Genomic DNA, 22463 nt, shown 5'->3' with positions numbered 1-22463 from the left:
CTGAACTCACCAGCCGCTGGCCAGCACGTCGGCCACATGCAGGCACTTCAGCGGCAGCTTTTCCTTCTTGATGTAGGAGTCGAGGTGCATCAGGCAGCTCACGTCGGTGCTCACGAGGTAGTCGGCCCCGGTTTCGAGGGCGTGCTCCACTTTTTGCTGGGCCATGGCCACCGAAATCGCCTCAAACTTCACGGCAAACGTGCCGCCGAAGCCGCAGCAGGTGCTGGTTTCGGCCATTTCGATGCGTTCCAGGCCGGCCACGCCATCGAGCAGCTGGCGCGGGGCCGGGCCGATGCCGCACTCGCGCAGGGCCGAGCAGGAGTCGTGGTAGGTGTAGCGGCCGGCCAGCCGCGCGCCCGGCACCGCCGTAGTGCCCAGTACGCCCACCAGAAATTCCGTCAGCTCGTACACGCGGGTCTGCACCCCGCGGCAGGCGCTTTGCTGGGCGGGTGCTTCGGCGGCAAATAGCTCGGTGTAGCTGTTGCGCACCATGCCCACGCACGAGGCCGACGGGCTCACAATGTAGCGCCCGGCATCGGCGGCCGGCGCGGCAAAATCGTCGAGCATCTTTTCGGCCACGGCCCGCGCCGCCGGGTGGTGGCCGGCGTTGTAGGCCGGCTGCCCGCAGCACGTCTGGTTGGGGTTATAGTTGACGTGCACGCCCAGACGCTCCAGCACCTTCACCATGTTCAGGGCTGTGGTCGGGTAGAGCTGGTCGACGAAGCAGGGAATGAATATGTCGACGGTAATGGGCATGATAATGAAGAATTAATGGCTGGGAAAAACGGCGGCCGCCATTGCCTGCGCCCGGCCAAACGCGGCCATATCCAGCCCGGTTTCCACGCCCTGTTCGGCCAGATAAGCCAATAGATTTTCGGTGGCCATGTTGCCGGTCAGCTCGTCAGCCGCCATGGGGCAGCCGCCGATGCCGCCGATGGCGCCGTCGAAACGGCGGCAGCCGGCCTCATAGGCGGCATTCACTTTTTCGCGCCAGGTAGTGGGCGTGGTGTGCAGGTGCGCGCCGAACTCGATGGCCGGAAACGCCGGAATCAAAGCCGAGAAAAGCGGGCTGATGGTGGCCGCCGTGCTCGCCCCAATGGTATCGGACAAGGCCACGATGCGTACGCCCAGCCGGGCCAGCTGGTCGGTGAAATCGGTGACGATGGCCGGGCTCCAGGCGTCGCCATAAGGGTTTCCGAAACCCATCGAGAGGTAAGCGACCAGCGTTTTGCCGCTGGCTTCGCACAGCTCGTGCATGGCGGCCACGTCGGCCAGGGCCTCGGCGGTGCTTTGGTTGGTGTTGCGCCGCTGAAAGGTTTCGGACACTGAGAGCGGGAAGCCCAGGTAGCTGATTTCGGGATGCTGCACCGCCGATTCGGCCCCGCGCCGGTTGGCCACGATGGCCAGCAGCTTGGTGCGCGTCTGGCTCAAATCAAGGCCCGCCAGCACTTCGGCCGTGTCGCGCAGCTGCGGAATAGCTTTGGGCGACACGAACGAGCCAAAGTCCAGCGTATCAAAGCCCACCGCCAGCAGCGCGTTGAGGTAGGCCGTTTTGGTGGCCGTGGGAATGAATTCGGTGAGGCCCTGCATGGCGTCGCGCGGGCATTCGATGAGCTTCATAATGGGAGCGGGTAAGGGGCGGGAATGGGCTGCAAAGGTAGCAGCCTGCTCCGCGCAGGCGGCCGGTGCGCAACCAGGGCGCATTCCGGGCGAACCAGCGGGCGGCGGGCGGTGTTTGGGAATCATGCAAATTCAGATGGATTCTACCACTACCCGGCCGGTTCCCCGGCCGCTTCGGGGCTGGCTGTGGGCGGTGCTGGCGGGCGCGGCGCTTGCGCTCGGCAGCTGCAGCAAGCAGCAAACGCTCCAGGCCATTTTTCAGAAGTCTACTCCGCATCAGGCGTATGCCCACCAGCTTGCCCAAGCCGGCCTCGACCGTCGCCCCGCCGGCCGCGCCTGGCTCGCGGCGGCCGCTCAGGCTCTGCGCGACTCGCTGATAGTACCGATGCCCTTCGCCGAAACCGGCTATTTCCGGCCCGAAGTGCCGGCCGCGGCCAGCTACCGCTATGCCGTGCGCGCCGGCGAGCAGGTTCACGTCAGCCTCACGCTGGCTCCCGGGGCAAATGCCCGCGTGTTCCTCGATGCGTTTGAGGTGAACACTGCGCAAACGCCAACCCCGCTGGCCAGCGCCGATACCGTGGTGCTCGACTTCCGCTACCGAGTCGAAACCGACGGCCAACACTTGCTGCGCGTGCAGCCCGAGCTGCTGGCCGCCGGCCGCTACACCCTGCGCGTGGCCCGCGAGCCCAGCCTGAGCACGTTTCCGGTGCGGGGCCGCACCGATGCCGCCGCCGCCAGCTTCTGGGGGGCCGACCGCGACGGCGGGGCGCGCCGCCACGAGGGCATCGACATTTTCGCCCCGCGCGGCACGCCCGCCATCGCGGCCACCGATGGCTTCATTACCCGCACCGGCGAAACGCCGCTGGGCGGCCGCGTGGTGTGGCTGGCCGATGCCGCCCACGGCGAACACCTCTACTACGCTCACCTCGATAAACAATTGGTGAGCCCCGGCCAGCACGTGCGGGCCGGCGACACGCTGGGCCTGGTGGGCAACACCGGCAACGCCCGCACCACGGCCCCGCACCTGCACTTTGGCATCTACCGCAGCGGCCGGGGCGCGGTCGACCCGTTTCCGTTCGTGCAGCGCGCCGCCACGCCCCCCGCGCCCCAGGCCGGCCCCGACCGCCGGGGCGAATTTGTGCGGCTGCGAGCGGCTACGGCGCTTCGGCCTGCGCCGGCCGCTACTGCTGGCCGCCAATCGGTTAGGGTGTCAAAACAATTGCCCTTGCTGGTGCTCGGCCAGCAGGGCGCGGTGCTGCGTGTGCAAACGCCCGCGGGGCAAGTTGGCTACGTAGCGAGGCAGGAGGTGGTAGCGGCGGGGAGCACGCCATTGCGCCGATTGATGCTACCGGCTGCCCTGGAGCTGCGTAGCCAGCCGGTGGCTGTCGCGCCGGCCCGGGCGGCGCTGGCGGCCCGCATGGCCGTGGCCGTGCTGGGCGAGGCCAACGGGTTCAGCCTACTACGCGGCCCGCAGGGCCAGGTAGGCTGGGCTCTCATCTAGCTGGAGGCGGTACCAACGGCAAACAGTTCGGCGCAAGTGATATACCCGCCCGCCCCCGGCCGAACATTGGAATGGGACCGCAGGAGCAACCCCGGCCGTGGGCTTGCGTTAGCTGGCCCAGAGCTGTACTTTGCGGCCGTTGTCGCCGTACGGTGGCTGTTTTCACTCCTAAACCCGTAAATCATGCCTGAATCTACATCCCCCAACTGGGCCGACATGGCCGCCTCGCTGCTCGGCAAGCTTTCGGGCGGGGTTGAGCTTAGCTGCGCCTTCGACCAGATGGAGCTGCAGGTGCCCAACCCCCAGAACCCCAGCGCCCCCGCCGCCACCTGGAAGCTGAACGGCTCGCTCCGCATCCGCACCCGCGGCGAGCAGCCGGCCGCTGCTCCGGCCGCCCTGCAGCCCCAGCTCGCCGCCAGCCGCCCCGAGCCCGGTGCCTAGCGCGCTCGAAATCGAGGCCCAACTGGTCATCAACTGGAACGGGCACCCACTGCAATTGGCGGCGGCCGGCACCTACCTCATCCTCAACATTCCGAGCCAGGACGTGCTCGACCAGCTCACGGCCGGCCCGCCCAAGGCCCCCGGTGCCCCCAAAGCGCCCAAGCCCCCTGGGCCCGACCCGCTGCAGCAAATCAACGACCTGATGCGCCGCCTCGGTTGGGTGCTCGACCTGCGCGTGGGCGGCAAAACCTACGTCACGTTCGGGGTGCAGCGCACGCCCAAAATCACGCTCAACGCCGTGCTGGGTAAGATTGGCTCTTTTTTCAAATAAGCAATTCCGCGCCCGGATTCCGGCGCAGAAGATTTGGGCAAATGCCGGCCGGAATGCAACTAATTCCGGCCGGTGTAGTTTCGTAGCTACATTCCTGGCGCTACCCCAATGAACCCTGATTCTGACCGCGATAACCAGATTGGTGCCCGTCGGCGGGCCTCGTCGTTTGGGCGCATCGAGCGCCTGCCGCCGCTGCTGCTGGCGGGCTACCTGGGCATGCTGGCCATTGCCATCATGTTCGCGATTCTGATTGCGGCTTACGTGCAGGCGCGCATCAACAGCGGCGTGCCTACCGGGCTCTACGCGCTGCCGCGCTACTTCTCGCTCAGCACCATTGTGCTGCTCATTAGCAGCTACACCATGGGCCAGGCCCCGCGCCTCTATGCCCAGGATGACCTTGCCGGTTTGGCGCGCTGCCTGGTGGCCACGCTGCTGCTGGGCTGCGTGTTTGCCGGGCTGCAAGTGCTTGGCTGGCGCGAATTGCTGCAGCACGGCGTCGCCTTCCGGGGCGAGGGCAGCCACAGCAGCGGGCAGTTTCTCTACCTGATTTCGGCCCTGCACGTGGCGCACCTGCTGGGCGGCATGCTGCTGCTGCTGGCCATTATCCTGCGGGTAGCCCATGCCGAGCGCGATGCCGTGCGCACGCTCGTTTTCATTCGCAACCCCTACCACCGCCGGCACCTGCGCCTGCTGGGCACCTATTGGCACTTCATCGATGTGCTGTGGGTGGTGCTGTTCGCGGTGTTTCTGTTTATGTATTGAGGACCCGGCTGTTAATTGGAGTTTGCGAAGGACGTCAGCCCGCCAAGGTGGTTTGTAGTCAATTGATACTTGCTACGAATCCTTGCGCCCTGATAAGGCCTTTTGCAAGCTCAGGTGACAGAGTAAACGAATCCGAAACAATTACGGCTTCACTTCCAGCCAGCCTTTGAAGTGGCGGCCATCAGTGTAAGTGGCTAAATAATAATACGTTCCGGCCTGGCCTCCGCCAGCCCATCGAAAATCCCGGTCCGACGATTCGAACACCGGCTGGCCCCAGCGCGAAAACACCTGAATGCGGGCGAAGCGGTTGTCGCAAAAATCGACCGGCAGCTCGGGCAGGCGGAACTCATCGTTCTGTTGGTCGCCGTTGGGCGTGATGATGTTGTAGAGCTTGAGGGCGGGCGAAGCGGGCGTTTCGACCTCAAAGCGTATGGTTTGGCGCTGGGGCAGGGGGCGGCAGGTGCCATCCAGCAGCTGGAAGGTGACATCGAGCGGGCGGTGCAGGTTCACGGCTCCGCAGCTCACATCCCACACAAAAGTGCCGGTGGCGCTGCCCGCGCCGTTGCGGGCCGTGAAGCGCATGCCGGCCTCGGCCAGTGTAAAATTTTCGCTGCCGGCCGTTAGCGACAGGTTGTCGCCGTTGACATCGGTACCAATGAAATCGAGGGAATAGGTGGCCCCCAGCGGCAGGCGCACCAGCGGGGGCTCGCCCGGGGCCGGGGGCGGCGGCAGTGGTGCTGCTGGGCGCAACACCGGGGCCGTATTGGCATAGCGCACCACCACGGCCACGTTCACCGTGGCCGTTTGGCGCACTCCGCACGGAGCCGTGACGGCCGTTAGCTGGAACACCCGTACCGAGTCGCCGGCCAGCACGCGGCAGTCTACGGGCCAGCGAAACCGGGCCTGCAGCGGGTTGCCCGGGCTGGCAGGCGTAAGCGTGGCCCCCAGGTCGGCCGGCGCAAAGCCCTGGCCGGTGAGCTCCAGCTGCACGCTCTGGTTGAAGGGCGCGGTGGCCTGCACGTCGAAGCTCACCACGTCGCCCACGCGCACCACCAGCGGCCGGCCCACGGGCGCAGTAGTTGCCACAGTAGGCGGCCCGCTGGGCGCGGGCACCGAAATAAACGCCACCCGCACGGTGTCGCGCTTGGGCAGGCTGCAGCCGTCGTCGGCCACCATCACATCGAGCAAAAAGACCTTGCCTTTGGTGTCGGCGCACTCCGGGAAGCACAGGGTGCTGCTGAGGGTGTCGGGCTGGCCGACGGCGTGCACGGTGCCCGCACTGGCCGTGGCGAAGGTGGGCAGCGGCCCGGTAAAATTCACCGCCCGCACAGACAGCGTCAGGCGCGAATTTAAGTCGGGGTCGCTGAAACGCACCCGCACGCAGCGGTTGCCGCCCGGCCCCAGGCGCAGGGTGTCGCGGCCGGGTTGGTAGCGCACCGGCCCGGTGGTGCCAGGCAGCACGGCCACGGCCGGACGGGCATTGGGGGGGCAGGCCAGCACCATCAGCTGGAAGTCGCGGCGGGTTTCGCCAATCTTCTCGCCCCGGCGGAATTGCGAGCAGCGCACCCCAAACACGAAAAGCCCCAGGCTGGTGGGCCGGGCGCTCAGCCGGCCCGTGCGCCGCTCAATGCGCAGAGTAGGCGTGCCCGGCAGCGGGTTGGTGGCCCCCAGCCCGGCGTTCCAGCTGATGGGCGCATAGGGCGCGGGCGAAGCCGTGGGCCGGGGCGAGTTGATGCTGGCGTGGCCGTTGAGGGGCGTCACCAGGTCGTATGCCAGCGAGTCGCCGTCGGCATCGGCCCCGCCGAAATCGAAGTAGAAGGGCTCGTTGAGGCAGGAATATTCCGACAGCGCGGGAAATAGCCGTGGGGTGGAGTCGAAAAACGGCTGCCCGTTGCGCGTGACGGCCGGAAATTCGAGGTAAAAGGCTTCGGCCGCGTTGGCGGGGTTCACGATGTTGGCAATCGAGGCATTGCGGCAGCACTGCTCCACGGCGACGTAGTAGCCCTGCGGGCCATCGTAGGTTGCGGTGGGCAAGGTTATTTCCTTGCTATACACTAGCTTGCGGGTGCTCAGCGAAGGGCGGGCGCAGAGGGGGTTGGTGTAGCTCACCAGCGCGTTGCTGGTGATGGGCAGGGCTACGTCCTGCATCCGGTTATTGCTGGCCTTATCAAAAATACTGGCCGTGACGGTGCCCATAATCAAATCGGGCGTGCCGGCCACCGCATCGAAATAGAGGTTCAGCGTGAGGGTATACGATGTGCCGGTGGTGTGCGTTAGCTCCAGCTCGCCGCCCACAATGTGCGAGGCCCGGACCTGGCCGGCCAGCAGCAGCAGCAGGCCGCCAAGCAGCAGCCAGGCAGCGCAGCTTGGGCCCGGTAGGAGGCGCGGCGACCAGAAATAACGGAAAAAGCGCATTCAATCTGTATTATGCCGAAATATACACCGGCCTGCGGCTTTGCCGGCTTGGCTGCGGGCAGGGCCGGCTCCGTACAAGGGCCGGGCGGCGGTGCGGCCCGTTATTTTTGCCCGGGCTGGCTGATTTCCTGCCTTTTTTTCGCTGTGCATTTGCCTTTGTTTTCCATGAAAATACGTTCCTGCGCGTTGCTACTGGTTTTGCTGCTGCTTGCCGGCCCGGGCCGCCTGGCTGCCCAATCCGGCATCCCCACGCTCAAGCCCGCAGACCTTGCGGGGGGCCAAACCTGCGCCGCGGCCCGCATGAGCACTCCGCAGCGGGTGGCCACGGCTTCGGTGGCGCACCGCGCCAAAATGGAGCGCTACGATGTGAAGTACTACAAGCTCGACCTAGCCCTGGAAAATACCTCGCTCAACATTGCCGGCTCGGTGTGGATGCGCGTGCGGGTGGGGACGCTGGCGCTCGACTCGCTGGCGTTTGAGCTGTATCAGGGTGCCTCGGGGGCGGCCACGCTACTCATCGACTCGGTGGTGGTGAACGGGCGACGCTCGCCGGGCATTCGGCGCGTGGGCAACGATGCTACGGCGGCGCTGGCCCAGCCTGCCGCCGCCGGCTCGCTCGCCGATGCCCGCATCTACTACCACGGCTCGGCCCCGGCAGCCGGTACGGCAGCCATCGGCAACGGCTTCAACAACCGCAGCAAAGTGCGGGTGAACGGGGCCGACAAGCCCTATAACGTTACCTGGAGCCTGTCGGAGCCGTTTGCGGCCCACGAGTGGTTCCCGTGCAAGCAAGTGCTCACCGACAAAGCCGATTCCAGTGACGTGTGGGTGACGACCACGCTGCCCAACAAGGTGGGCTCGAACGGGGTGTTGGTGCGCACTGTGGCGCTGCCCGCCAATAAGGTGCGCTACGAGTGGAAATCGCGGCACCCGATTGATTACTACCTGATTTCGGTGGCCGTGGCCCCGTATCTCGAAACCGTGAGTTACGCCCACCCGGTGGGCGGACCCGTGGTGCCCATCGTCGATTACGTGTACGACCAGAGTACGCTTAGCTTCTACCAAAGCGAAATTAACCGCACCGCCGGCTTCATCGAAAACTACTCCAATCTGGTGGGCCTCTACCCGTTTGCCGATGAGAAGTATGGCCACAGCATGGCCCCGCTCGGCGGCGGCATGGAGCACCAGACCATGACCACGCAGGACGGCTTCACGTTCACGCTCACGGCCCACGAGCTGTTCCATCAGTGGTTTGGCGACAACGTGACCTGCGCCAGCTGGGAAGACATCTGGCTGAACGAAGGCTTTGCCTCATACGGCGAGTACCTGTCGCTGCAGGCCTTCGCGCCCGCCGATGCCCGCGGCTGGATGGATAATGCCCACGAATATGCCCAGCGAAATGATGGCACCATTTACGTGCCCGATACCACCAATGTCGGGCGCATTTTCGACTACTACCTCACCTACAAAAAAGGCGCGGCCGTGGTGCACATGCTGCGCTACCTGCTGAACGACGATACCAAATTCTTCCGCGCCCTGCGCACCTACCAGAGCCAGTACCGTGGCCGCACCGCCCGCACCGCCGACCTGCAGCGCGTGTTCGAAGCCGAAGCCGGCCGGCCGCTGGGCTACTTTTTCCAGCAGTGGTTTCGGGGGCAGGGCTACCCCACTTTTAATGGCCGCTGGAACCAAGTGGGCAGCACCGTGGTGCTGCGCGTTACGGAAACGGCCTCGGTGCCCAGCGCTACTCCGTTTTTCGATACTGACGTGGATTACCGCCTCACCTTCAGCAACGGCACCACCCAAACCGTGCGCCTGCACCAGGGCCAGCCGGTGCAAACCTTCCAGTTTGCCGCTACCGGCACCGTGGCCAGCATTGCCGTCGACCCCGACCAGTGGGTGCTCGACCTGCCTGCGCCCGCGCCGGTGCGCGACAATTCCCTGGCGCTGGCCACGCACACCGCCGGCAACCTGGCGCCGCTGTCCCTGTTTCCCATTCCGTGCCACGACGTGTTGAACCTCGCCGCTCTGCCCGCGCCCACCGTGCGCGGCGAAGTAGTGGATGCCACTGGCCGCGTGGTGCTAAAACAGGAGTTGCGCGCTTCCCAACCCCAGCTTGACACGCGCGCCCTGGCCCCGGGCCTGTACTACCTGCGCCTGCTCGGACCAACCGGCGAAATGTTGGGCCGCGGTCAGTTTGTTCGGGAGTGACGTTTTAGAGAAAATGGGCTTACCTAAACTAAACAGCTGTCATCCTGAGCGCAGCGAAGGACCTTATCAAAGCAGAACAAGTTGTTCGCTCGTGATAAGGTCCTTCGCTGCGCTCAGGATGACAGCTTTATTGGTTACAGCTGCCGATTCAGTCTTTAAAACCGCTGATAATATTCCGGAATCAGCGCCGCAGTTTCCGGCGTGGGCGGCGGGGCGGCCAGCAAATCGCGCAGCAGCTCCTCAAACGAGGCCGCGGGCGTGAAGCCCGGCTGGCGCACCGCGTTGCTGGCCACGCGAATAAACAACGGCTCCCCGTTCACGGCCACCAGGTCGATGGTGACCAGGCCGAAGCGCTGGTTGCAGTCGCCGGTATCGGGGCAGTCGGTGGGGTTGGGCTTGAATAGCTGCTTGAGCGTGGTTTCGGCCAGGTGGTCTTTGCGCTGGGTGCATTGGTCGGCACAGGCGCGGTGGTAGCCCAGGCCCACCAGCCGCTCGCCCAGGTGCTCGTAGAAATGCCGGAAATTGCCGGGCCCGATGCTGGCATCGTAAAACAACAGCACGCCCTCGCGGCCGTTTTCGCGAAGGGGCTGCACCTGAAAGCCGCGCCGGCCGCCCGCCCCGCCTTTGTGCAGGTGGTAGGCCTTGAAGTAGGGCTCCAGCCAGTTCAGAAACACGTGCTGCCCAACCCAGCGGGCGTGGCGGCGGGCCTGTGCCGGCGTGAGCGTCACGGCGTGCCAGGCCGCCGGGACGGCCGCTTTCGATTGGAATAATTTCTGGATGAAATGGAACAAGGCTGCAAATCGTAGTGGTGTCGAAACACCGGCCCGGGCAAATAGTTTACGCGGCCGGGCGGCCAAAGGGCCCGCCAAACCGCTACCAAAGCGGGCAGAAAGCTGAAATCGAGCCACAAAAAAAGCCGGCTCCCGCAGTGGGGAGCCGGCTTGGCTTGTAACGGTTGCGGCGCGGGGCTTATTTCACCCGCGTCCAGGTCTGCGACTTGCCGATGAGCGAGAAGCCGATGTAGCCTTTCACTTCCATCGTGTTCTGGCTTTCCATCTTCATGTAGCAGGAGTAGGTTTTGCCGCTTTCCGGGTCGTAGATTTTGCCATCGTCCCACTTGTTATCGCTGTCGTACTTGAAGCCCTGCATGAACACCAGGCCCAGGCGGGGGCGGCTGCGCAGCTTGGGGTCGGGGTTTTCCGAATCGGTTTTAGGCTTGCCGGTTTTGGGGTCGTTGGGCACGGTCAGGCTCACGATTTTACCGCACAGCTTGTCGCCGCACTTGTAGATTTCAAACGTTGCCTTCTTCTCCGCATTGGTCCACACACCCAGTGGCGACATGGATTGAGCGGAGGCCATGCGGGCGGCACCCAACACAAGGAGAACAAGGAGGAGCAGGGTTTTTTTCATTTCGAGATGAAGGTTGAGTGGGTTGGTGAGGAAAAGGTAAGGGAAAATTCCCGACAGCCGCCGGTGCGTGGCTAGTGCAGGGTTTGCAAGTTTACGGCCAGTTTTGGGCCAGGCCTATTTTTAACCTGGATTTAACCTCCGGGCGAAAAAAAATCAACCTGATAATCAACTGTAAAAGGCCATTGGCAGCCCAATCGACCAAAAAAACGCTTGGAAACTTTGAACCTTAGCCCCCGCTATTAACTTTACCGCTCAGTAGTGAGTGCTACGGCCTTGCTCAAGCAGTCCTAAGGTGCTGGGCCGCGCGAGCAAGTGTTATGTCGAACGTAAAGAAAGGAGGTACAAAATGTCTAGTAGTCCCAACCAAATCCTGCCAAGCCTGTCGAATGTCGTACGCTTCACCGCAGTACGCGCCTAACAACAGCTTCGTGGGGTAGCTCCTAAGGCTGCCCACATTCGGCCAGGTCTTATCTGAAAGACGCCGGAACTGTACCCCAGTTTCGCCGCTTGGTAAGATTTGAAGGATTAGATGCCCGGTTTGCCCAGCCGCCCTTTAGTGGGACGGCAAAGGCAGGCCGGGCATCGCTGCGTTCGGGCGTTTCGGCTAACGGGAGGTAGCGGGCTTTTTCTTCTTAGTAGCCGTTTTCGCCGGAGTCGATTTCGCTTGTGTCGAAACCTTGGCAGTTGGCCGTGCAGTAGCTTTCCGCGTCTTAGCTGCTTTTGCACCGGTTTTTGCCACTGTCTTTGCTTTCGCAACGGGCTTGGTGGAGGCTTTGCGCGTTGTAGCAGTTTTTGCTGCCGGCTTGCGAGCAGCAACGCGGCGGCTCACCGGGAGCTTCGGCAGCACCTTGGGCAGCGCCGTGACTGGCGCAGCTGTTTCTTCCACAGCCACTGTGCGCGCCGGCATCGCCGGCACGGGCGAGGCAACTCGTGCGGCAGCGGTAACTGTAGCGACAGTTGGCGCTTTCGCCCTGGCCGTGGCCACTACGCCAGTGCCCGGCCCCAGCACGCGCCGCACCTGCATGAAGCGGCGTTCGTAGTCAGAATCTTCCACCTGGCTCACTTTCACGAAAGGCTCGCGGCGCGACGAGGAGGCGTGCACGAAGCGCAGGGGCAACTCGCCCCGGCGCGAGATGACAATGCCGGCGTGGCCCGGGGTGGTACTGGTTTGGGCGGTGCCGGTGAACACGACGATGTCGCCGGGCTGGGCTTCGGCGCGGGCCACGGGTCGGCCCACGTCGACGAGCAGAGCCGTGGAATGCGGAATGGGCACCCCGAAATGCGCGAACGTGTACATGATGAACCCCGAGCAGTCGAAGCCCGTGAGCGGCGAGGTGCCGGCCCACACGTAGGGCGTGCCGCGCTGGGCCAGCCCGAAGGCCACGATGCTGTCGGCCCGGGCCAGGTTGGCGGGGGCCGAAGGAGCAAGGGCGGCGGGGGAGTACGCCACTTGCTGAACGGGGGCTTTTTCGGGCATCGGGCCGGGCTTGCGGTTGCCCAGACGCGGCAACATGGCCAGCATCGCCACGAGCAGGACGCCAAAAATCATCCAGATATACCGCATGCTGCTGAAAAAAAACGTAGAAGTGGCCGGGTAAGCGCCACGCTAGGCCCTAACGGAGCCGGGCGCTGCTAGGTTGGAGGCAACCCGGCGGCCTTACTTTGCGCCCTTGCTAGTCCCTCAACTAATTCCGAATGCCTAGAAATTCCACTGCCGCGCTCCGCGCTTTCGCCCTGGCCGGGCTGCTGACTTGTCAATTGGGTACGGCCACGGCCGCCCCGGGCCCTGCGGCCGCCGTACCCTCGCTGCGCTACACGCTGAGCATGCCGCTGCCGCAATCGCACTACTTTGAAGTTCAACTGGAGTTGGGCGGCTTCGGGGCCGACTACACCGACCTGAAAATGCCGGTGTGGGCCCCGGGCTCGTACCTGGTGCGCGAGTTCTCTAAAAACGTGGAGGGCTTTGAGGCCCGCACCGCTGCCGGCCAGCCGCTGGAGGTGGAGAAAATCAACAAGAACACCTGGCGCGTGAAGCACCCCAAGCAGGGCAGCTTCCGGGTGAGCTACCGCGTGTATGCGTTTGAGTTGAGCGTGCGTACCTCGTTTATCGACGCCGACCACGGCTACCTCAACGGCAGTAGCGTGTTCATGTACCCCGCTGATAACAAGATGCTGCCCAGCACTGTGGTGGTGCAGCCCGCCGCCGGCTGGAGCCAAGTGAGCACGGCCCTGCGCCCGGGCACCGGCAAGTTCACCTACAAAGCCGCGAGCTACGACGAACTGGCCGACTCGCCGATGGAAATCGGCAACCAAAAAGTGCTGGAATTCACGGCCAACGGCACGCCGCACCAGGTGGCCATGTACGGCCAGTACACCGCCGACGATGCCAAAATTGTGGCCGACATGAAGCGCGTAGTGGAAGAAGCGCACCGCGTGGTGGGCCAGAACCCACTCGACCATTACGTATTCATCGTGCACAATCTGGAGCGCGGCGGCGGCGGCCTCGAGCACCTGTATTCGACCACGCTGGAGGTGGGCCGCACCGCTTACAGCACCGATGCGGGCATGAAATCCTTCCTCGGGCTGGTGGCGCACGAGTACTTCCACCTCTGGAACGTGAAGCGCATCCGGCCGGTGGCGCTGGGGCCGTTCAACTACGACCAGGAGAACTACACGCACATGCTGTGGGTGAGCGAGGGCATGACCGAATACTACTCGAAGCAGATTCTGGCGCGGGCCGGCGTGCTCACGCAGGCCGAGTACCTGGGCCGTCTCGGCAACGCCATCACGGAGGTGGAGAACACGCCCGGCAACCGTATCCAATCGGCTGCCGAGTCGAGCTTCGACGCCTGGATTAAGTATTACCGACCCAACGAAAACGCCAACAACACCCAAATCAGCTACTACTCGAAGGGCGACCTCATCGGAACCTGGCTCGATTTAAACATTGCCCAGGCTACCCAGGGCAAGAAGCACCTCGACGACGTGATGCGCCTGCTCTACGACACGTATTACCTGAAAGCCAAGCGTGGCTTTACCGATAAGGAGTACCAGGATGCCGTGGCCACCGTGGCCGGCCGCCGCTTCGACAGCTTCTTCCAGAACAGCGTGTACGGCACCCAGCCCATCGATTTTGCTACGGCGCTGGGCTACGCCGGCCTCACGATTACGAGTGTGCCCGCCACGCAGGGCACACTGGGCGCCTCGTTCTCGAACCGCACCGGCAAGCTGCTGGTAACCGCCGTGAAACGCGACGGCGCCGCCTGGACCACCGGCCTCAGCGCCACTGACGAAGTGGTGCTCATCAACGGCGCCGCGCCCAGCGAGGAAACCGTAAAGGCCCTGGCCGGCGGCCCCGTGGGCAGCGAAGTAACCCTGCAGGTGCGCCGCGACGGCCTCCTGCGCGACGTGAAGCTGAAGATGCTGGCCGATACGGACCGTAAATTCACCGTTCAGCCGGTAGCCAGCCCCACGCCCGCCCAGCAGGCCGTGCTGGCCAAGTGGCTGGGCAAGTAGGGCGGAGCCTTTGCGCCGCGAACCGTGGGATTATTCTTGCAACAAAAAAGCCCGTGCAGCTTGCACGGGCTTTTTTGTTGTATCAACGGCCACCGTAATCTGCGGAATCCGTCAAATTCGTTAGAATCTGCGGTCCTTACTTAATCCGCTTCAGCGCCACTTCGCGCACGGGCGCAATCACCAGCGGCACTTTCTCTACTTTCACGGAGGAAGTATCGAGGCCGAAGTACTGGTCTTCGGAGGCGATAAACTGGCGGATGTAGAAGTAGGCCTGCATCACGAGCTTCTCCTGGGTCGGGAAGTCGTTCTCGACGGAGAGGAATTTCTCCAGCACCACAAAGCGGAAATCGCCGGTGACGTGCTGCTTGTTCAGCGACTCGTAGCGCGAGGTGATGTCCACTTCCTTGTTGCGCACGAGGTCCTCAATCACCTTGCGGAAGTAGAGGTTGATGCGCTGCTGCACCCGGAAACCGAGGCGGAAATTGATGCGGAACACATCGTCCTTGGCCACTTCGCTCACCTTATACTCCATCGTATACGGCTCGTCGGTGGTATCGACGTGGATGAACCAGTAGATATCGGCCCGCTTGGGGCGCTTCTGGAAGATGGAGTAGATGATTTTCTGCTCAATCTCGGAGCTGCGCTCGGCCGAAGTGAGGAACACCAGGTGGGTCGAGTATTTCGGGATGGTATCGTCGTCGCTCAGCTGTTTGAGGGCGTCGACGTAGGGCTCCAGCTTCACGAATTCCGTGAGGCGGCGCTTGATGTAGTAGGCCTTCAGCCACACGTACATCACGCCCATGAGCGTGCCGCCGATGGCCAGCGACACCCAGCCGCCGTGCGGAAACTTAATCATGTTGGCAATCAGGAACGAGCCCTCGATAATGCCATACACAACCGCGAACAGGATGATGAGCGGCAGCGCCACCTTCTTGGCCTTCAGCCAGACGGTGAGCAAAATGGTGGTCATCAGCATGGTAAGCGTGATGGCCAGGCCGTAGGCCGCTTCCATGTTGGTCGACTCGCGGAAGTAGAGCACCACCCCGATGCAGCCCAGCAGCAGCAGCCGGTTCATGCTCGGCACGAAGAGCTGGCCCTTCACGTCGGTAGGGTAGTTGAGTTTTACTTTCGGCCACATATTCAGGCGAATAGCCTCGGCTACCAGCGTGAACGAACCTGTGATGAGGGCCTGCGAAGCAATGATGGCCGCGATGGTGGCAATGCTGATGCCGATAAGCAGAAACCACTGCGGCATGAGGGCATAGAACGGGTTTTTGCCGTTCAGCATCTGGCCTTGGTGGGCCAGCAGCCAGGCGCCCTGGCCCAGGTAGTTGAGCAGCAGCGTGGTTTTCACGAAAGTCCAGCTGATGCGGATGTTGCCCTTGCCGCAGTGGCCCAGGTCGGAGTACAATGCCTCGGCCCCGGTGGTGCAGAGGAACACCGAGCCCAATAGCCAGAAGCCGCCGGGGTAGTGCACCAGTAAATCGTAGGCGTAGTAGGGGTTGATGGCCTTCAGAATGACCGGGTTCTGGATAATCCAGCTCGTGCCCAGCACGCCAAGCATCGTGAACCACAGAAACATAATCGGCCCGAAAGCCTTGCCTACAATCTGAGTCCCAAAGCTTTGGAGCAGGAAAAGCCCCGCGATGATGCCAATGACGATGTAAACGACAATATCCTGCGTGAGCGTCGGAAACACGTTCTTGAGCCCTTCGACCGCTGATGATACCGAGATGGGCGGCGTAATCACGCCATCGGCCAGCAGAGCCGAGCCGCCGATGATGGCCACGGCCGAGAGCCAGGCCCCGCGCCGCCGCACCAGGGCGTAGAGCGAGAAAATGCCGCCTTCGCCGTTGTTGTCCGCGTTCAGCGTGAGCAGCACATACTTCACGGTGGTTTGCAGCGTCAGCGTCCAGATAACGCAGGAGATGCCGCCCAGTACCAGATGCGCGTCAATCAAATCGGGCACGGTGCCGCTTTTGAGGATGGACGACATCACGTAGAGCGGCGAGGTGCCGATGTCGCCGTAGATAATGCCCAGGGCAATCAGCAGCCCCGCCCCGGATATGGCGGTGTGCGAGTGTTTCGTATCGGAACTCATAGGAAGGTAAAGGTCAGGTATCGGGAGAGGCGAGGGCTATAATTGGTTTACGGGGCGCGAAGGTAGCAGATGCGGCCCGGCCCGCAGCCTTACGGAGGCGGCTGGGTATTGGACACAATTGATGAAAACGTTTGTCATCCTGAGCGCAGCGAAGGACCTTATCACGTTCGGACGAAGTGTTCTGGCGTGATAAGGTCCCTCGCTGCGCTCAGGATGACAAACGAATTATTCACGACCCTCAAACACTGCCGGGCCAGTGAAGCCGGATGAATCACCAGCGGCGGCCGCTTCGGCAGCTTGCTGAGCGGCCAAGCGCATGGCCTCATCAGCGGCGGCCAGCTCGGCGGCGGCTTGCCGGGCAGCGTGGTCGTGCACCCGGAAAATGCGGCGGTTCAGCTCGGCAGTGAGGCGCTGCCAGGGCGGCGTTTCGCCGGGCAGGGCGAAGTTGACCACCTCGCGGCCCAGCCGGTGTAGGCGCAGGCGGTTGGTGCCGCGGTGCCCGTAGGCTAGCAGCAGGCCGGTAAGAGCCATACCCAGCATGGCCGGGCCGGTGCGCAGCCCGTTCTGCAAGTACACAATCATCACAAAAGCCAGCCCCAGGCCACCCAGCAAAAACCACAGTATCCAGCGCACGTGGGCCACGTCGGCCCGCTCCAGCTCGCGCAGCAGAAACTCGCGGCCCTGCACCGTCACGCTGGTATCGGTAATGAGCACGCGGCCGTCGTCGGATTTCACCTCGGGCAGCGGCGGCAGCTCGGGCACCAGCTCGGTGGCTGGCGCATACGTAGGACCGGTGGCCGGGGGCGATTCGGGGGGCGCAGGCAGCAAAGAGGCCCCGGAAAGTTGTTCCGGGGCCACGTTGGGCTGGTCAGCAGTGGGCTGGGCTTCGAAGGGATTCATGGTCTTGGAAACAGCCGGAATGGTGCTGGTGGGGCGGCTCCAGGTAGGGGCCGCCGTGCGGGTAGCGGCGGGAGAGTGTCCCTGCCGGGCACGGCCCGCCGCTACGCTCGCTCAGTTGTTTACTTTCAGCAGCTCCACGTCGAAAATCAACGCGGTATCGCCGGGAATGTCGCGGCCCGCGCCCCGCTTGCCGTAGGCCAAGTCGGAGGGAATGTAGAGGCGGTATTTCGAGCCTTCGGGCATGAGCTGCAGGGCCTCAGTCCAGCCGGCAATCACGCCGTTCACGGGGAAGGTGGCGGGCTGGCCGCGCTGGTAGCTGCTGTCGAACACGGTGCCGTTAATCAGGGTGCCGTGGTAGTGCGTGGTTACCGACGAGCGCAGCGTGGGCTTGGGGCCGGTGCCTTGGGTGATAACCTCGTACTGCAGGCCGCTGGGCAGGGTGGTGACGCCGGCCTTTTTGGCGTTTTCGGCGAGGAAGGCTTCGCCTTCGGCTTTGTTGTTTTTCATGGTTTCGGGGTCTTGGGTGTCGTCTTCATCGGCGCCGCCCATCTGCTCCTGCAGTTGTTGCATGGCGGCCTGCATCTGCTCCTGGGTGAGGCGGCTGGGGAGGCCCTGGAGGCCTTCCTTCAGCGCGCCGGCCAGGGTGTCCACATCGAGGTCGAGGCCCTGCTGGGCGAAGTTGCGGGCCAGGTCGCGGCCGATGATGTAGCTCACCTGAGCCTGGTGGGAATCGAGGTTCATAAAACCGGGAAGGGGGATTGGTGAAGCGGCGGGGCGGCAGCGGGCCGCCGCTCGCCGCGGTGAAAAAGGGTTGCCACGGGTTACGCCGTTGCGGGGGCAAGGTTCCAAAAGCCGCGCCGAACCGGCCGGCTCCGCCGCATTGGCCGACGCTTCAACAAAAAAGCCCGGCTAATGGGCCGGGCTTTTTTACTAAATAATGCGAATAGAGCAAACTAACGATAGAATAGCGGTTAGCAGTAGTGGTGGTGGTCGTCGTCGCCATGGAAGAAGAACGTCAGGTCGAGGTCGGCCAGTTTGGCAGCCAGGTAGGCTACGCCGCCAGCCAGCAGCAGCGAGGAAAACGAGAAAGCGGTGGCCTTTTTCATATCAAATGGAGAAATAGTCGGTGTTAAATCTGGTGCAAATATACGACATAAAGCGGGTAATGTTATGCATGCAGCATAAATAATGCTTTGATAACAATGCCTGATGAGTTGATAGCCAGAAGTGTGCAAACGCGTGCGCGAGCTAAAAGCCCACACTACAGCCCAAAATCGGCTACCTCGCGCACGCCGCCCACGGGCAGGTCGCCCAGCCAGATGCCGGCCACCCGCACGCGCACCAGTCGCAGGGTGGGGAAGCCCACGGCGGCCCTCATCTTGCGCACCTGGCGGTACTTGCCTTCGGTGAGGGTGATGCTGACCCAGGAGGTAGGGCCGTGGCGGTCGTCGCGGATTTTGCGGCTGCGCGGGGCGAACGGTGGGGCGGGGTCGAGGCGGGCGGCGGTGCAGGGGCTGGTGCGGTAGCGCACATCGTGAATGCCAATTTCGACGCCGGTTTGTAATTGCGCGATGGCGTCGTCGGTTATCAGGCCGTCGACCTGGGCGTAGTATTCCTTCTCCACTTTTTTGCTGCGCACCAGCTCGCTCGTGCGGCCATCGGTAGTAAGCAGGAGCAAGCCTTCGCTGTCCTCGTCGAGCCGGCCGATGGCCATAATGCCTTCGGGAAAGTCGTGGAACTCGCCCAGCTTTTTCTTTTTGGCCTCGCCCACAAACTGGCTGAGGTAGCCATAGGGCTTGTGAATGAGAAAGTGGCGGTGGTCCATAAAATTCCAACAAAAATTACCTCGACGCTAAAGGCGCTAAAGTGGCTGTTTTTCTAGCAAAAAAACCAGCTGTAGCCGCCCCGCAATACGGCAAAAGTAGGCGGAGCTGCGTTTGCGCGGCGAATCCTTGCTACCTACCCGGCGCGTAAGGAGCATACACGCAAACTCCTCTTTCAAATGCCAAACCCTACAAATTCCTACGTGCGCTACGCCGATGGCGTGGAACAAATCCAGCCCAACGAAGACCAGTTGGGCGATGAAACGGTGGCCTCGATGGCGCGCGTGAACCGCTTCATGTTCGAGAAGAACCGCCACGCCATCCGCGACGCCCACGCCAAAAGCCACGGCATACTGCGCGGCGAGCTGCACATTCCGGCCGACTTGCCCGCCCACCTGGCCCAGGGCATGTTTGTGCCGGGCAAAACGTACGGCGTGATTATCCGGCTGTCGTCGGCCCCGGGCGCTATCGACCCCGATACCCAGGCGGCGGTGAAGGGCTGCGCGGTGAAAATCATTGGCGTCGAAGGCCGGAAGTTTCTGGCCGACCAGGCCGACGAGCTGACCCAGGATTTTCTGATGGTGAACGATACCATCATCCCGACCGGCGACGTGAAAAGCTACCACGATTTGCAACTGCGCCAGGAGAAGGTGATTCTGCACGGCCCGCAAATCGCGCAGGCCATCATCACCGAAGCCGGCACGCTCATCAACCAGGCGCTCGATGCCGTGGGCATTAAAAAGGAGTTGCCGCTGGTAGCCCCGGTGCACCCCAACAACAACATTCTGGGCGAAACCTACACCACGCTCGGTTCCATTCGCTTCGGCGACTACGTGGCCAAAGTGGGCTTGGCACCGCTCTCGGCCAACGTGCAGGCGCTGGCCGGGCAAAAAGTCGACATCACCGAGCCGGGCGGGTGGCGCGACCTGGTGGTTGACTTCTTCAAGAACCAGGGCGCCGAGTACGAGCTACGCGCCCAGCTCTGCACCGACCTGAACACCATGCCCGTCGAGGATGCGTCCATCGACTGGCCGCAGGACCAGAGCCCCTACCAGGCGCTGGGCCGCATCGTTATTCCGGCGCAGGACGCCTACAGCCCGGCCCGCCGCGTGTTTGCCGACGATGTGCTGTCGTTCAATCCCTTCCACTGCCTGCCCGAGCACCGGCCGCTGGGCTCCATCAACCGCGTGCGCATCAAGGCCTACGAGTCGTCGACGGCCTACCGGCACCACATGAATGCCCAGCCCCGCCGCGAGCCGCGCGACATCAGCGAACTGCCGGACTGAGGCGGCCTGAGGTTTAGTAGAATAACTTGAAAAACGCCATGCTGAGCGTAGTCGAAGCAACTCTGCCGATGCAGTAATTGATGTACTGCTGCACGCGAGCTGTTGCGGCTGCGCTGAGCATGGCGTTCTGGTTTAACGCCTACTTGCCAACTGCTCCGCGCTGTTGTGCCGCTCGGATTTTTTCGGCCACTTCCACCATCGGGGCTACCCAGATTTCCTTTTCGTGGGCATTGAGGTAGCGCAGCAGCTGGCGGTGCGCGGGCAGGGCCACGTTCAGGCCGTGCCCGCCGCCCACGCCGTGAAACAGAAACACCAGCAGCGTGTGCGAGGCTTGCGCTTTTTTAACTAAGTCAATCAGGTATTGGCCCGATTCGCCGTTTATCATGTAGCTGTCGATGTTGGCTAGGTCGACCTGGACGGCCGTTTGCAGGCCGGGCGACACGCCCCGGGCGGCCACAAAATCGGTTTTCAATTGGTCGTAAAATTTCACGCCGCCAATTTGCAGGTCGCCGCAGGGGTAGGCGAAGGTGCGGGCGGTTTTGCCGTCGATGGCCGCAAGCAAGGTGTTGTTGGCGCGGATTTCATCCACGGCCCGGCCTACGGTGTAGGTGTGCAGGTCGTGGTCGGGCTGCACGAAGCTGCGGCCGGGCAGGCTGCCATCGCAGGGGTGAAACAGGGCGTGGTTGCCCAGCTCGTGCCCGCGCCGGGCGGCGGCGCGCCATTCGGTCAGCCGCTTCGTTACCACCGGCGACGAGCCGATGAGATAGAAGGTACCGCGAAACTTCGCTGAATCCAGGGCGGGCACCACGTTGTCGAGGTCTACGTCGATGGCATCGTCGTAGGTCAGCACCACCGCGCACTGCTTGTTATTCCAGCTGATAGTTTGCGCAATTGTCGGGCTGTTTCCGGCGAGCAACGCCAGCAGCGTAAGTTTCGGGAGTAGTTGCATGAATGACGGGAGAAGGCCGGGCCGCAAAGATGCCGCTGCCCGCGCTGAACTCGTGCAAGCCGCTATTTTAGCTCCTCTACTTCCACGCGGCGGTTGCGCACGTCGGGTGAGGGGTAGCGCGGGCGCGTGTCGCCGTAGCCGACGGTGTTCAACCGCTCGGCGGCCACCCCGGCTTTCACCAGAAAATCTTTCACGGCCCCGGCCCGCTGCTCCGAAAGTGCCTGGTTTTTGTCGGGCTCACCGATTTTGTCGGCGTGGCCGGCAATGCGCAGCCGCAGCTCCGGGCGCGCTTTAAGCTCGGCCGCCAGCTGGTTGAGGACCGGGCTGGAACTGGGCAGCAGTTCGGGCTTGCCCACCTTGAATAGCACCGTGGGCAGTACCACCGGGGCCGGCGTGGCGGGCAGAATGGGTGCGGGAGCCGGAACCGCTGCCGCAACTGTATCGGCGGGCGCTGGTGCGGGCTCGACTGGCGGTGTAGGCGCGACTGGCGGCTTAGGTGCGGGTTTGGGTAGCCGGGCTTTGGGCGGCGTGCCCGTTACCTGAATGGTGATGGGCACCACCGGGCTTTCTTTGGTGGGGTAATAGCTCTGCTGCAGGTAGAAGGTAGTGGTTTTGCTCAGCTTGGCGCGGTATAGGTTGCCGGCGGCCAGCGGCTGCTTCAGCTCGGCATCGGCAAACCAGAGCACGTTGCGGCCCGACACCCGCAGCGCGCTTTCGACTCCGGCCGGCACCGTGGCGGCCGATTTCAGCTTGATGCGGTAGAGCGTGATGGTGCCCACCGTGCAGTCGCCCTGCGGCCGGTAAGTGGCGTGGCCAGTAAGCTTTTCCAGGGCCGGGTCGTAGGTGAAGGTGATGGAGCCGTCGCACCAGTAGTTGCCGGGCGTCCAGCCGGTTTCGTTCAGCTTCTCGCCGTGCTCGAGGCGCAGGCCGGCGGCGGTGCGGGTACCCTGCATCTGGAAAGTGACGGTGATACCGGGGTTGGTGCCCACTTCTTCGTAAAGAATGCCGAAAACGCTGGTGCCCTTGCTTTTCTGCAGGCGAAGCACCGTGGGCCAGTAGGCGCCCGGCTGGCCGGTGTCGTTCTCAACACCCTGCCAGATGCCCGCCAGGGATTGGGCGGAGGCCGGGGCCGCGAGTAGCAGGGCCCCGATGCCACACCAGAAACTGCGTTTCATGCTGCAATCAATAAGCTCAGTT

General features: G+C 63.3%; 20 protein-coding genes. 7 read left to right on the top strand and 13 right to left on the bottom strand.

Features of this window, described 5'->3' with window-relative positions:
• Nucleotides 1–6: 6 nt before the first annotated feature.
• The gene (locus tag MON38_RS09705; protein ID WP_241935957.1) at nt 7–756 is read right to left on the bottom strand and encodes a (Fe-S)-binding protein; all 750 of its coding nucleotides are present in this window, start codon (nt 754–756) and stop codon (nt 7–9) included.
• Nucleotides 757–768: 12 nt separating this feature from the next.
• The gene (locus MON38_RS09700) at nt 769–1620 is read right to left on the bottom strand and encodes a hydroxymethylglutaryl-CoA lyase (protein ID WP_241935956.1); all 852 of its coding nucleotides are present in this window, start codon (nt 1618–1620) and stop codon (nt 769–771) included.
• 136 nt (nt 1621–1756) lie between these two features.
• Here MON38_RS09700 and MON38_RS09695 point away from each other — a divergent pair, with 136 nt between their 5' ends.
• From MON38_RS09695 to MON38_RS09680, 4 genes are all read left to right on the top strand, one after another.
• Nucleotides 1757–3121: a M23 family metallopeptidase gene (locus MON38_RS09695; RefSeq protein ID WP_241935955.1), complete on the top strand. Its 1365-nt coding sequence runs from the start codon at nt 1757–1759 to the stop codon at nt 3119–3121.
• Nucleotides 3122–3304: 183 nt separating this feature from the next.
• Nucleotides 3305–3562, top strand: coding sequence for a hypothetical protein (locus tag MON38_RS09690; RefSeq protein WP_241935954.1), 258 nt, complete (start codon nt 3305–3307; stop codon nt 3560–3562).
• The gene (locus MON38_RS09685) at nt 3555–3893 is read left to right on the top strand and encodes a hypothetical protein (protein ID WP_241935953.1); all 339 of its coding nucleotides are present in this window, start codon (nt 3555–3557) and stop codon (nt 3891–3893) included. The genes MON38_RS09690 and MON38_RS09685 overlap by 8 nt, the downstream gene beginning before the upstream one ends.
• Before the next feature lie 108 nt (nt 3894–4001).
• On the top strand, nt 4002–4655 hold the full coding sequence (locus MON38_RS09680) for a cytochrome c oxidase subunit 3 (RefSeq protein ID WP_241935952.1): 654 nt from the start codon (nt 4002–4004) through the stop codon (nt 4653–4655).
• Between the two features lie 141 nt (nt 4656–4796).
• Here MON38_RS09680 and MON38_RS09675 read toward each other — a convergent pair whose 3' ends face one another.
• Nucleotides 4797–7070 carry a T9SS type B sorting domain-containing protein gene (locus MON38_RS09675; RefSeq protein WP_241935951.1) on the bottom strand — a complete coding sequence of 758 codons (2274 nt, stop codon included), beginning with the start codon at nt 7068–7070 and terminating at the stop codon, nt 4797–4799.
• 165 nt (nt 7071–7235) lie between these two features.
• Here MON38_RS09675 and MON38_RS09670 point away from each other — a divergent pair, with 165 nt between their 5' ends.
• Nucleotides 7236–9281 carry a M1 family aminopeptidase gene (locus tag MON38_RS09670; RefSeq protein WP_241935950.1) on the top strand — a complete coding sequence of 682 codons (2046 nt, stop codon included), beginning with the start codon at nt 7236–7238 and terminating at the stop codon, nt 9279–9281.
• Nucleotides 9282–9436: 155 nt separating this feature from the next.
• Here the strand turns inward: MON38_RS09670 and MON38_RS09665 are convergent, their stop codons facing one another.
• The 3 genes from MON38_RS09665 to MON38_RS09655 form a co-directional block, all read right to left on the bottom strand.
• Nucleotides 9437–10072: a hypothetical protein gene (locus MON38_RS09665; protein ID WP_241935949.1), complete on the bottom strand. Its 636-nt coding sequence runs from the start codon at nt 10070–10072 to the stop codon at nt 9437–9439.
• A gap of 178 nt (nt 10073–10250) precedes the next feature.
• Nucleotides 10251–10691, bottom strand: coding sequence for a DUF2147 domain-containing protein (locus MON38_RS09660; RefSeq protein ID WP_241935948.1), 441 nt, complete (start codon nt 10689–10691; stop codon nt 10251–10253).
• 604 nt (nt 10692–11295) lie between these two features.
• Entirely contained in the window at nt 11296–12255 is a 960-nt protein-coding gene (locus MON38_RS09655) for a C40 family peptidase (RefSeq protein ID WP_241935947.1), read from the bottom strand.
• 131 nt (nt 12256–12386) lie between these two features.
• Here MON38_RS09655 and MON38_RS09650 point away from each other — a divergent pair, with 131 nt between their 5' ends.
• Nucleotides 12387–14207, top strand: a complete 1821-nt coding sequence (locus MON38_RS09650; protein WP_241935946.1) for a M61 family metallopeptidase — start codon at nt 12387–12389, stop codon at nt 14205–14207.
• Nucleotides 14208–14343: 136 nt separating this feature from the next.
• Here the strand turns inward: MON38_RS09650 and MON38_RS09645 are convergent, their stop codons facing one another.
• The 5 genes from MON38_RS09645 to MON38_RS09630 all read right to left on the bottom strand — a co-directional run bounded on the left by MON38_RS09645 (nt 14344) and on the right by MON38_RS09630 (nt 19033).
• Nucleotides 14344–16308: a KUP/HAK/KT family potassium transporter gene (locus MON38_RS09645; protein WP_241935945.1), complete on the bottom strand. Its 1965-nt coding sequence runs from the start codon at nt 16306–16308 to the stop codon at nt 14344–14346.
• 225 nt (nt 16309–16533) lie between these two features.
• The gene (locus MON38_RS09640; protein ID WP_241935944.1) at nt 16534–17208 is read right to left on the bottom strand and encodes a hypothetical protein; all 675 of its coding nucleotides are present in this window, start codon (nt 17206–17208) and stop codon (nt 16534–16536) included.
• Nucleotides 17209–17319: 111 nt separating this feature from the next.
• Nucleotides 17320–17949, bottom strand: a complete 630-nt coding sequence (locus tag MON38_RS09635; RefSeq protein WP_241935943.1) for a BamJ family beta-barrel-assembly machinery protein — start codon at nt 17947–17949, stop codon at nt 17320–17322.
• A gap of 230 nt (nt 17950–18179) precedes the next feature.
• Nucleotides 18180–18314 (bottom strand): hypothetical protein, encoded by a 135-nt coding sequence (locus MON38_RS22675; RefSeq protein WP_277881413.1) that lies wholly within the window; start codon nt 18312–18314, stop codon nt 18180–18182.
• A gap of 155 nt (nt 18315–18469) precedes the next feature.
• Entirely contained in the window at nt 18470–19033 is a 564-nt protein-coding gene (locus MON38_RS09630; protein WP_241935942.1) for a pseudouridine synthase, read from the bottom strand.
• A 177-nt stretch (nt 19034–19210) separates the two neighbouring features.
• Between MON38_RS09630 and MON38_RS09625 the strand changes: the two genes are divergently transcribed.
• Complete coding sequence (locus MON38_RS09625) at nt 19211–20317, top strand: catalase family protein (protein ID WP_241935941.1); 1107 nt, start codon at nt 19211–19213, stop codon at nt 20315–20317.
• A 139-nt stretch (nt 20318–20456) separates the two neighbouring features.
• Here the strand turns inward: MON38_RS09625 and MON38_RS09620 are convergent, their stop codons facing one another.
• Nucleotides 20457–21266 carry a polysaccharide deacetylase family protein gene (locus MON38_RS09620; RefSeq protein WP_241935940.1) on the bottom strand — a complete coding sequence of 270 codons (810 nt, stop codon included), beginning with the start codon at nt 21264–21266 and terminating at the stop codon, nt 20457–20459.
• A gap of 62 nt (nt 21267–21328) precedes the next feature.
• Entirely contained in the window at nt 21329–22441 is a 1113-nt protein-coding gene (locus MON38_RS09615; RefSeq protein ID WP_277881412.1) for an OmpA family protein, read from the bottom strand.
• Between the last annotated feature and the right edge of the window lie 22 nt (nt 22442–22463).

The organism is Hymenobacter cyanobacteriorum (genome assembly GCF_022631375.1).
In the GTDB taxonomy this organism is placed as follows: domain Bacteria; phylum Bacteroidota; class Bacteroidia; order Cytophagales; family Hymenobacteraceae; genus Hymenobacter; species Hymenobacter cyanobacteriorum.
The sequence above is the reverse complement of the archived record's forward strand: the minus strand, read 5'-3'. Positions and strand labels throughout refer to the sequence as shown.

Bases quoted from the DNA above. Each gene is read 5' to 3' on its own strand.
- MON38_RS09705 (WP_241935957.1), bottom strand. From the start codon at position 756: ATGCCCATTACCGTCGACATATTCATTCCCTGCTTCGTCGACCAGCTC.
- MON38_RS09700 (WP_241935956.1), bottom strand. From the start codon at position 1,620: ATGAAGCTCATCGAATGCCCGCGCGACGCCATGCAGGGCCTCACCGAA.
- MON38_RS09695 (WP_241935955.1), top strand. From the start codon at position 1,757: ATGGATTCTACCACTACCCGGCCGGTTCCCCGGCCGCTTCGGGGCTGG.
- MON38_RS09690 (WP_241935954.1), top strand. From the start codon at position 3,305: ATGCCTGAATCTACATCCCCCAACTGGGCCGACATGGCCGCCTCGCTG.
- MON38_RS09680 (WP_241935952.1), top strand. From the start codon at position 4,002: ATGAACCCTGATTCTGACCGCGATAACCAGATTGGTGCCCGTCGGCGG.
- MON38_RS09675 (WP_241935951.1), bottom strand. From the start codon at position 7,070: ATGCGCTTTTTCCGTTATTTCTGGTCGCCGCGCCTCCTACCGGGCCCA.
- MON38_RS09670 (WP_241935950.1), top strand. From the start codon at position 7,236: ATGAAAATACGTTCCTGCGCGTTGCTACTGGTTTTGCTGCTGCTTGCC.
- MON38_RS09660 (WP_241935948.1), bottom strand. From the start codon at position 10,691: ATGAAAAAAACCCTGCTCCTCCTTGTTCTCCTTGTGTTGGGTGCCGCC.
- MON38_RS09655 (WP_241935947.1), bottom strand. From the start codon at position 12,255: ATGCGGTATATCTGGATGATTTTTGGCGTCCTGCTCGTGGCGATGCTG.
- MON38_RS09650 (WP_241935946.1), top strand. From the start codon at position 12,387: ATGCCTAGAAATTCCACTGCCGCGCTCCGCGCTTTCGCCCTGGCCGGG.
- MON38_RS09645 (WP_241935945.1), bottom strand. From the start codon at position 16,308: ATGAGTTCCGATACGAAACACTCGCACACCGCCATATCCGGGGCGGGG.
- MON38_RS09640 (WP_241935944.1), bottom strand. From the start codon at position 17,208: ATGAATCCCTTCGAAGCCCAGCCCACTGCTGACCAGCCCAACGTGGCC.
- MON38_RS09635 (WP_241935943.1), bottom strand. From the start codon at position 17,949: ATGAACCTCGATTCCCACCAGGCTCAGGTGAGCTACATCATCGGCCGC.
- MON38_RS22675 (WP_277881413.1), bottom strand. From the start codon at position 18,314: ATGAAAAAGGCCACCGCTTTCTCGTTTTCCTCGCTGCTGCTGGCTGGC.
- MON38_RS09630 (WP_241935942.1), bottom strand. From the start codon at position 19,033: ATGGACCACCGCCACTTTCTCATTCACAAGCCCTATGGCTACCTCAGC.
- MON38_RS09625 (WP_241935941.1), top strand. From the start codon at position 19,211: ATGCCAAACCCTACAAATTCCTACGTGCGCTACGCCGATGGCGTGGAA.
- MON38_RS09620 (WP_241935940.1), bottom strand. From the start codon at position 21,266: ATGCAACTACTCCCGAAACTTACGCTGCTGGCGTTGCTCGCCGGAAAC.
- MON38_RS09615 (WP_277881412.1), bottom strand. From the start codon at position 22,441: ATGAAACGCAGTTTCTGGTGTGGCATCGGGGCCCTGCTACTCGCGGCC.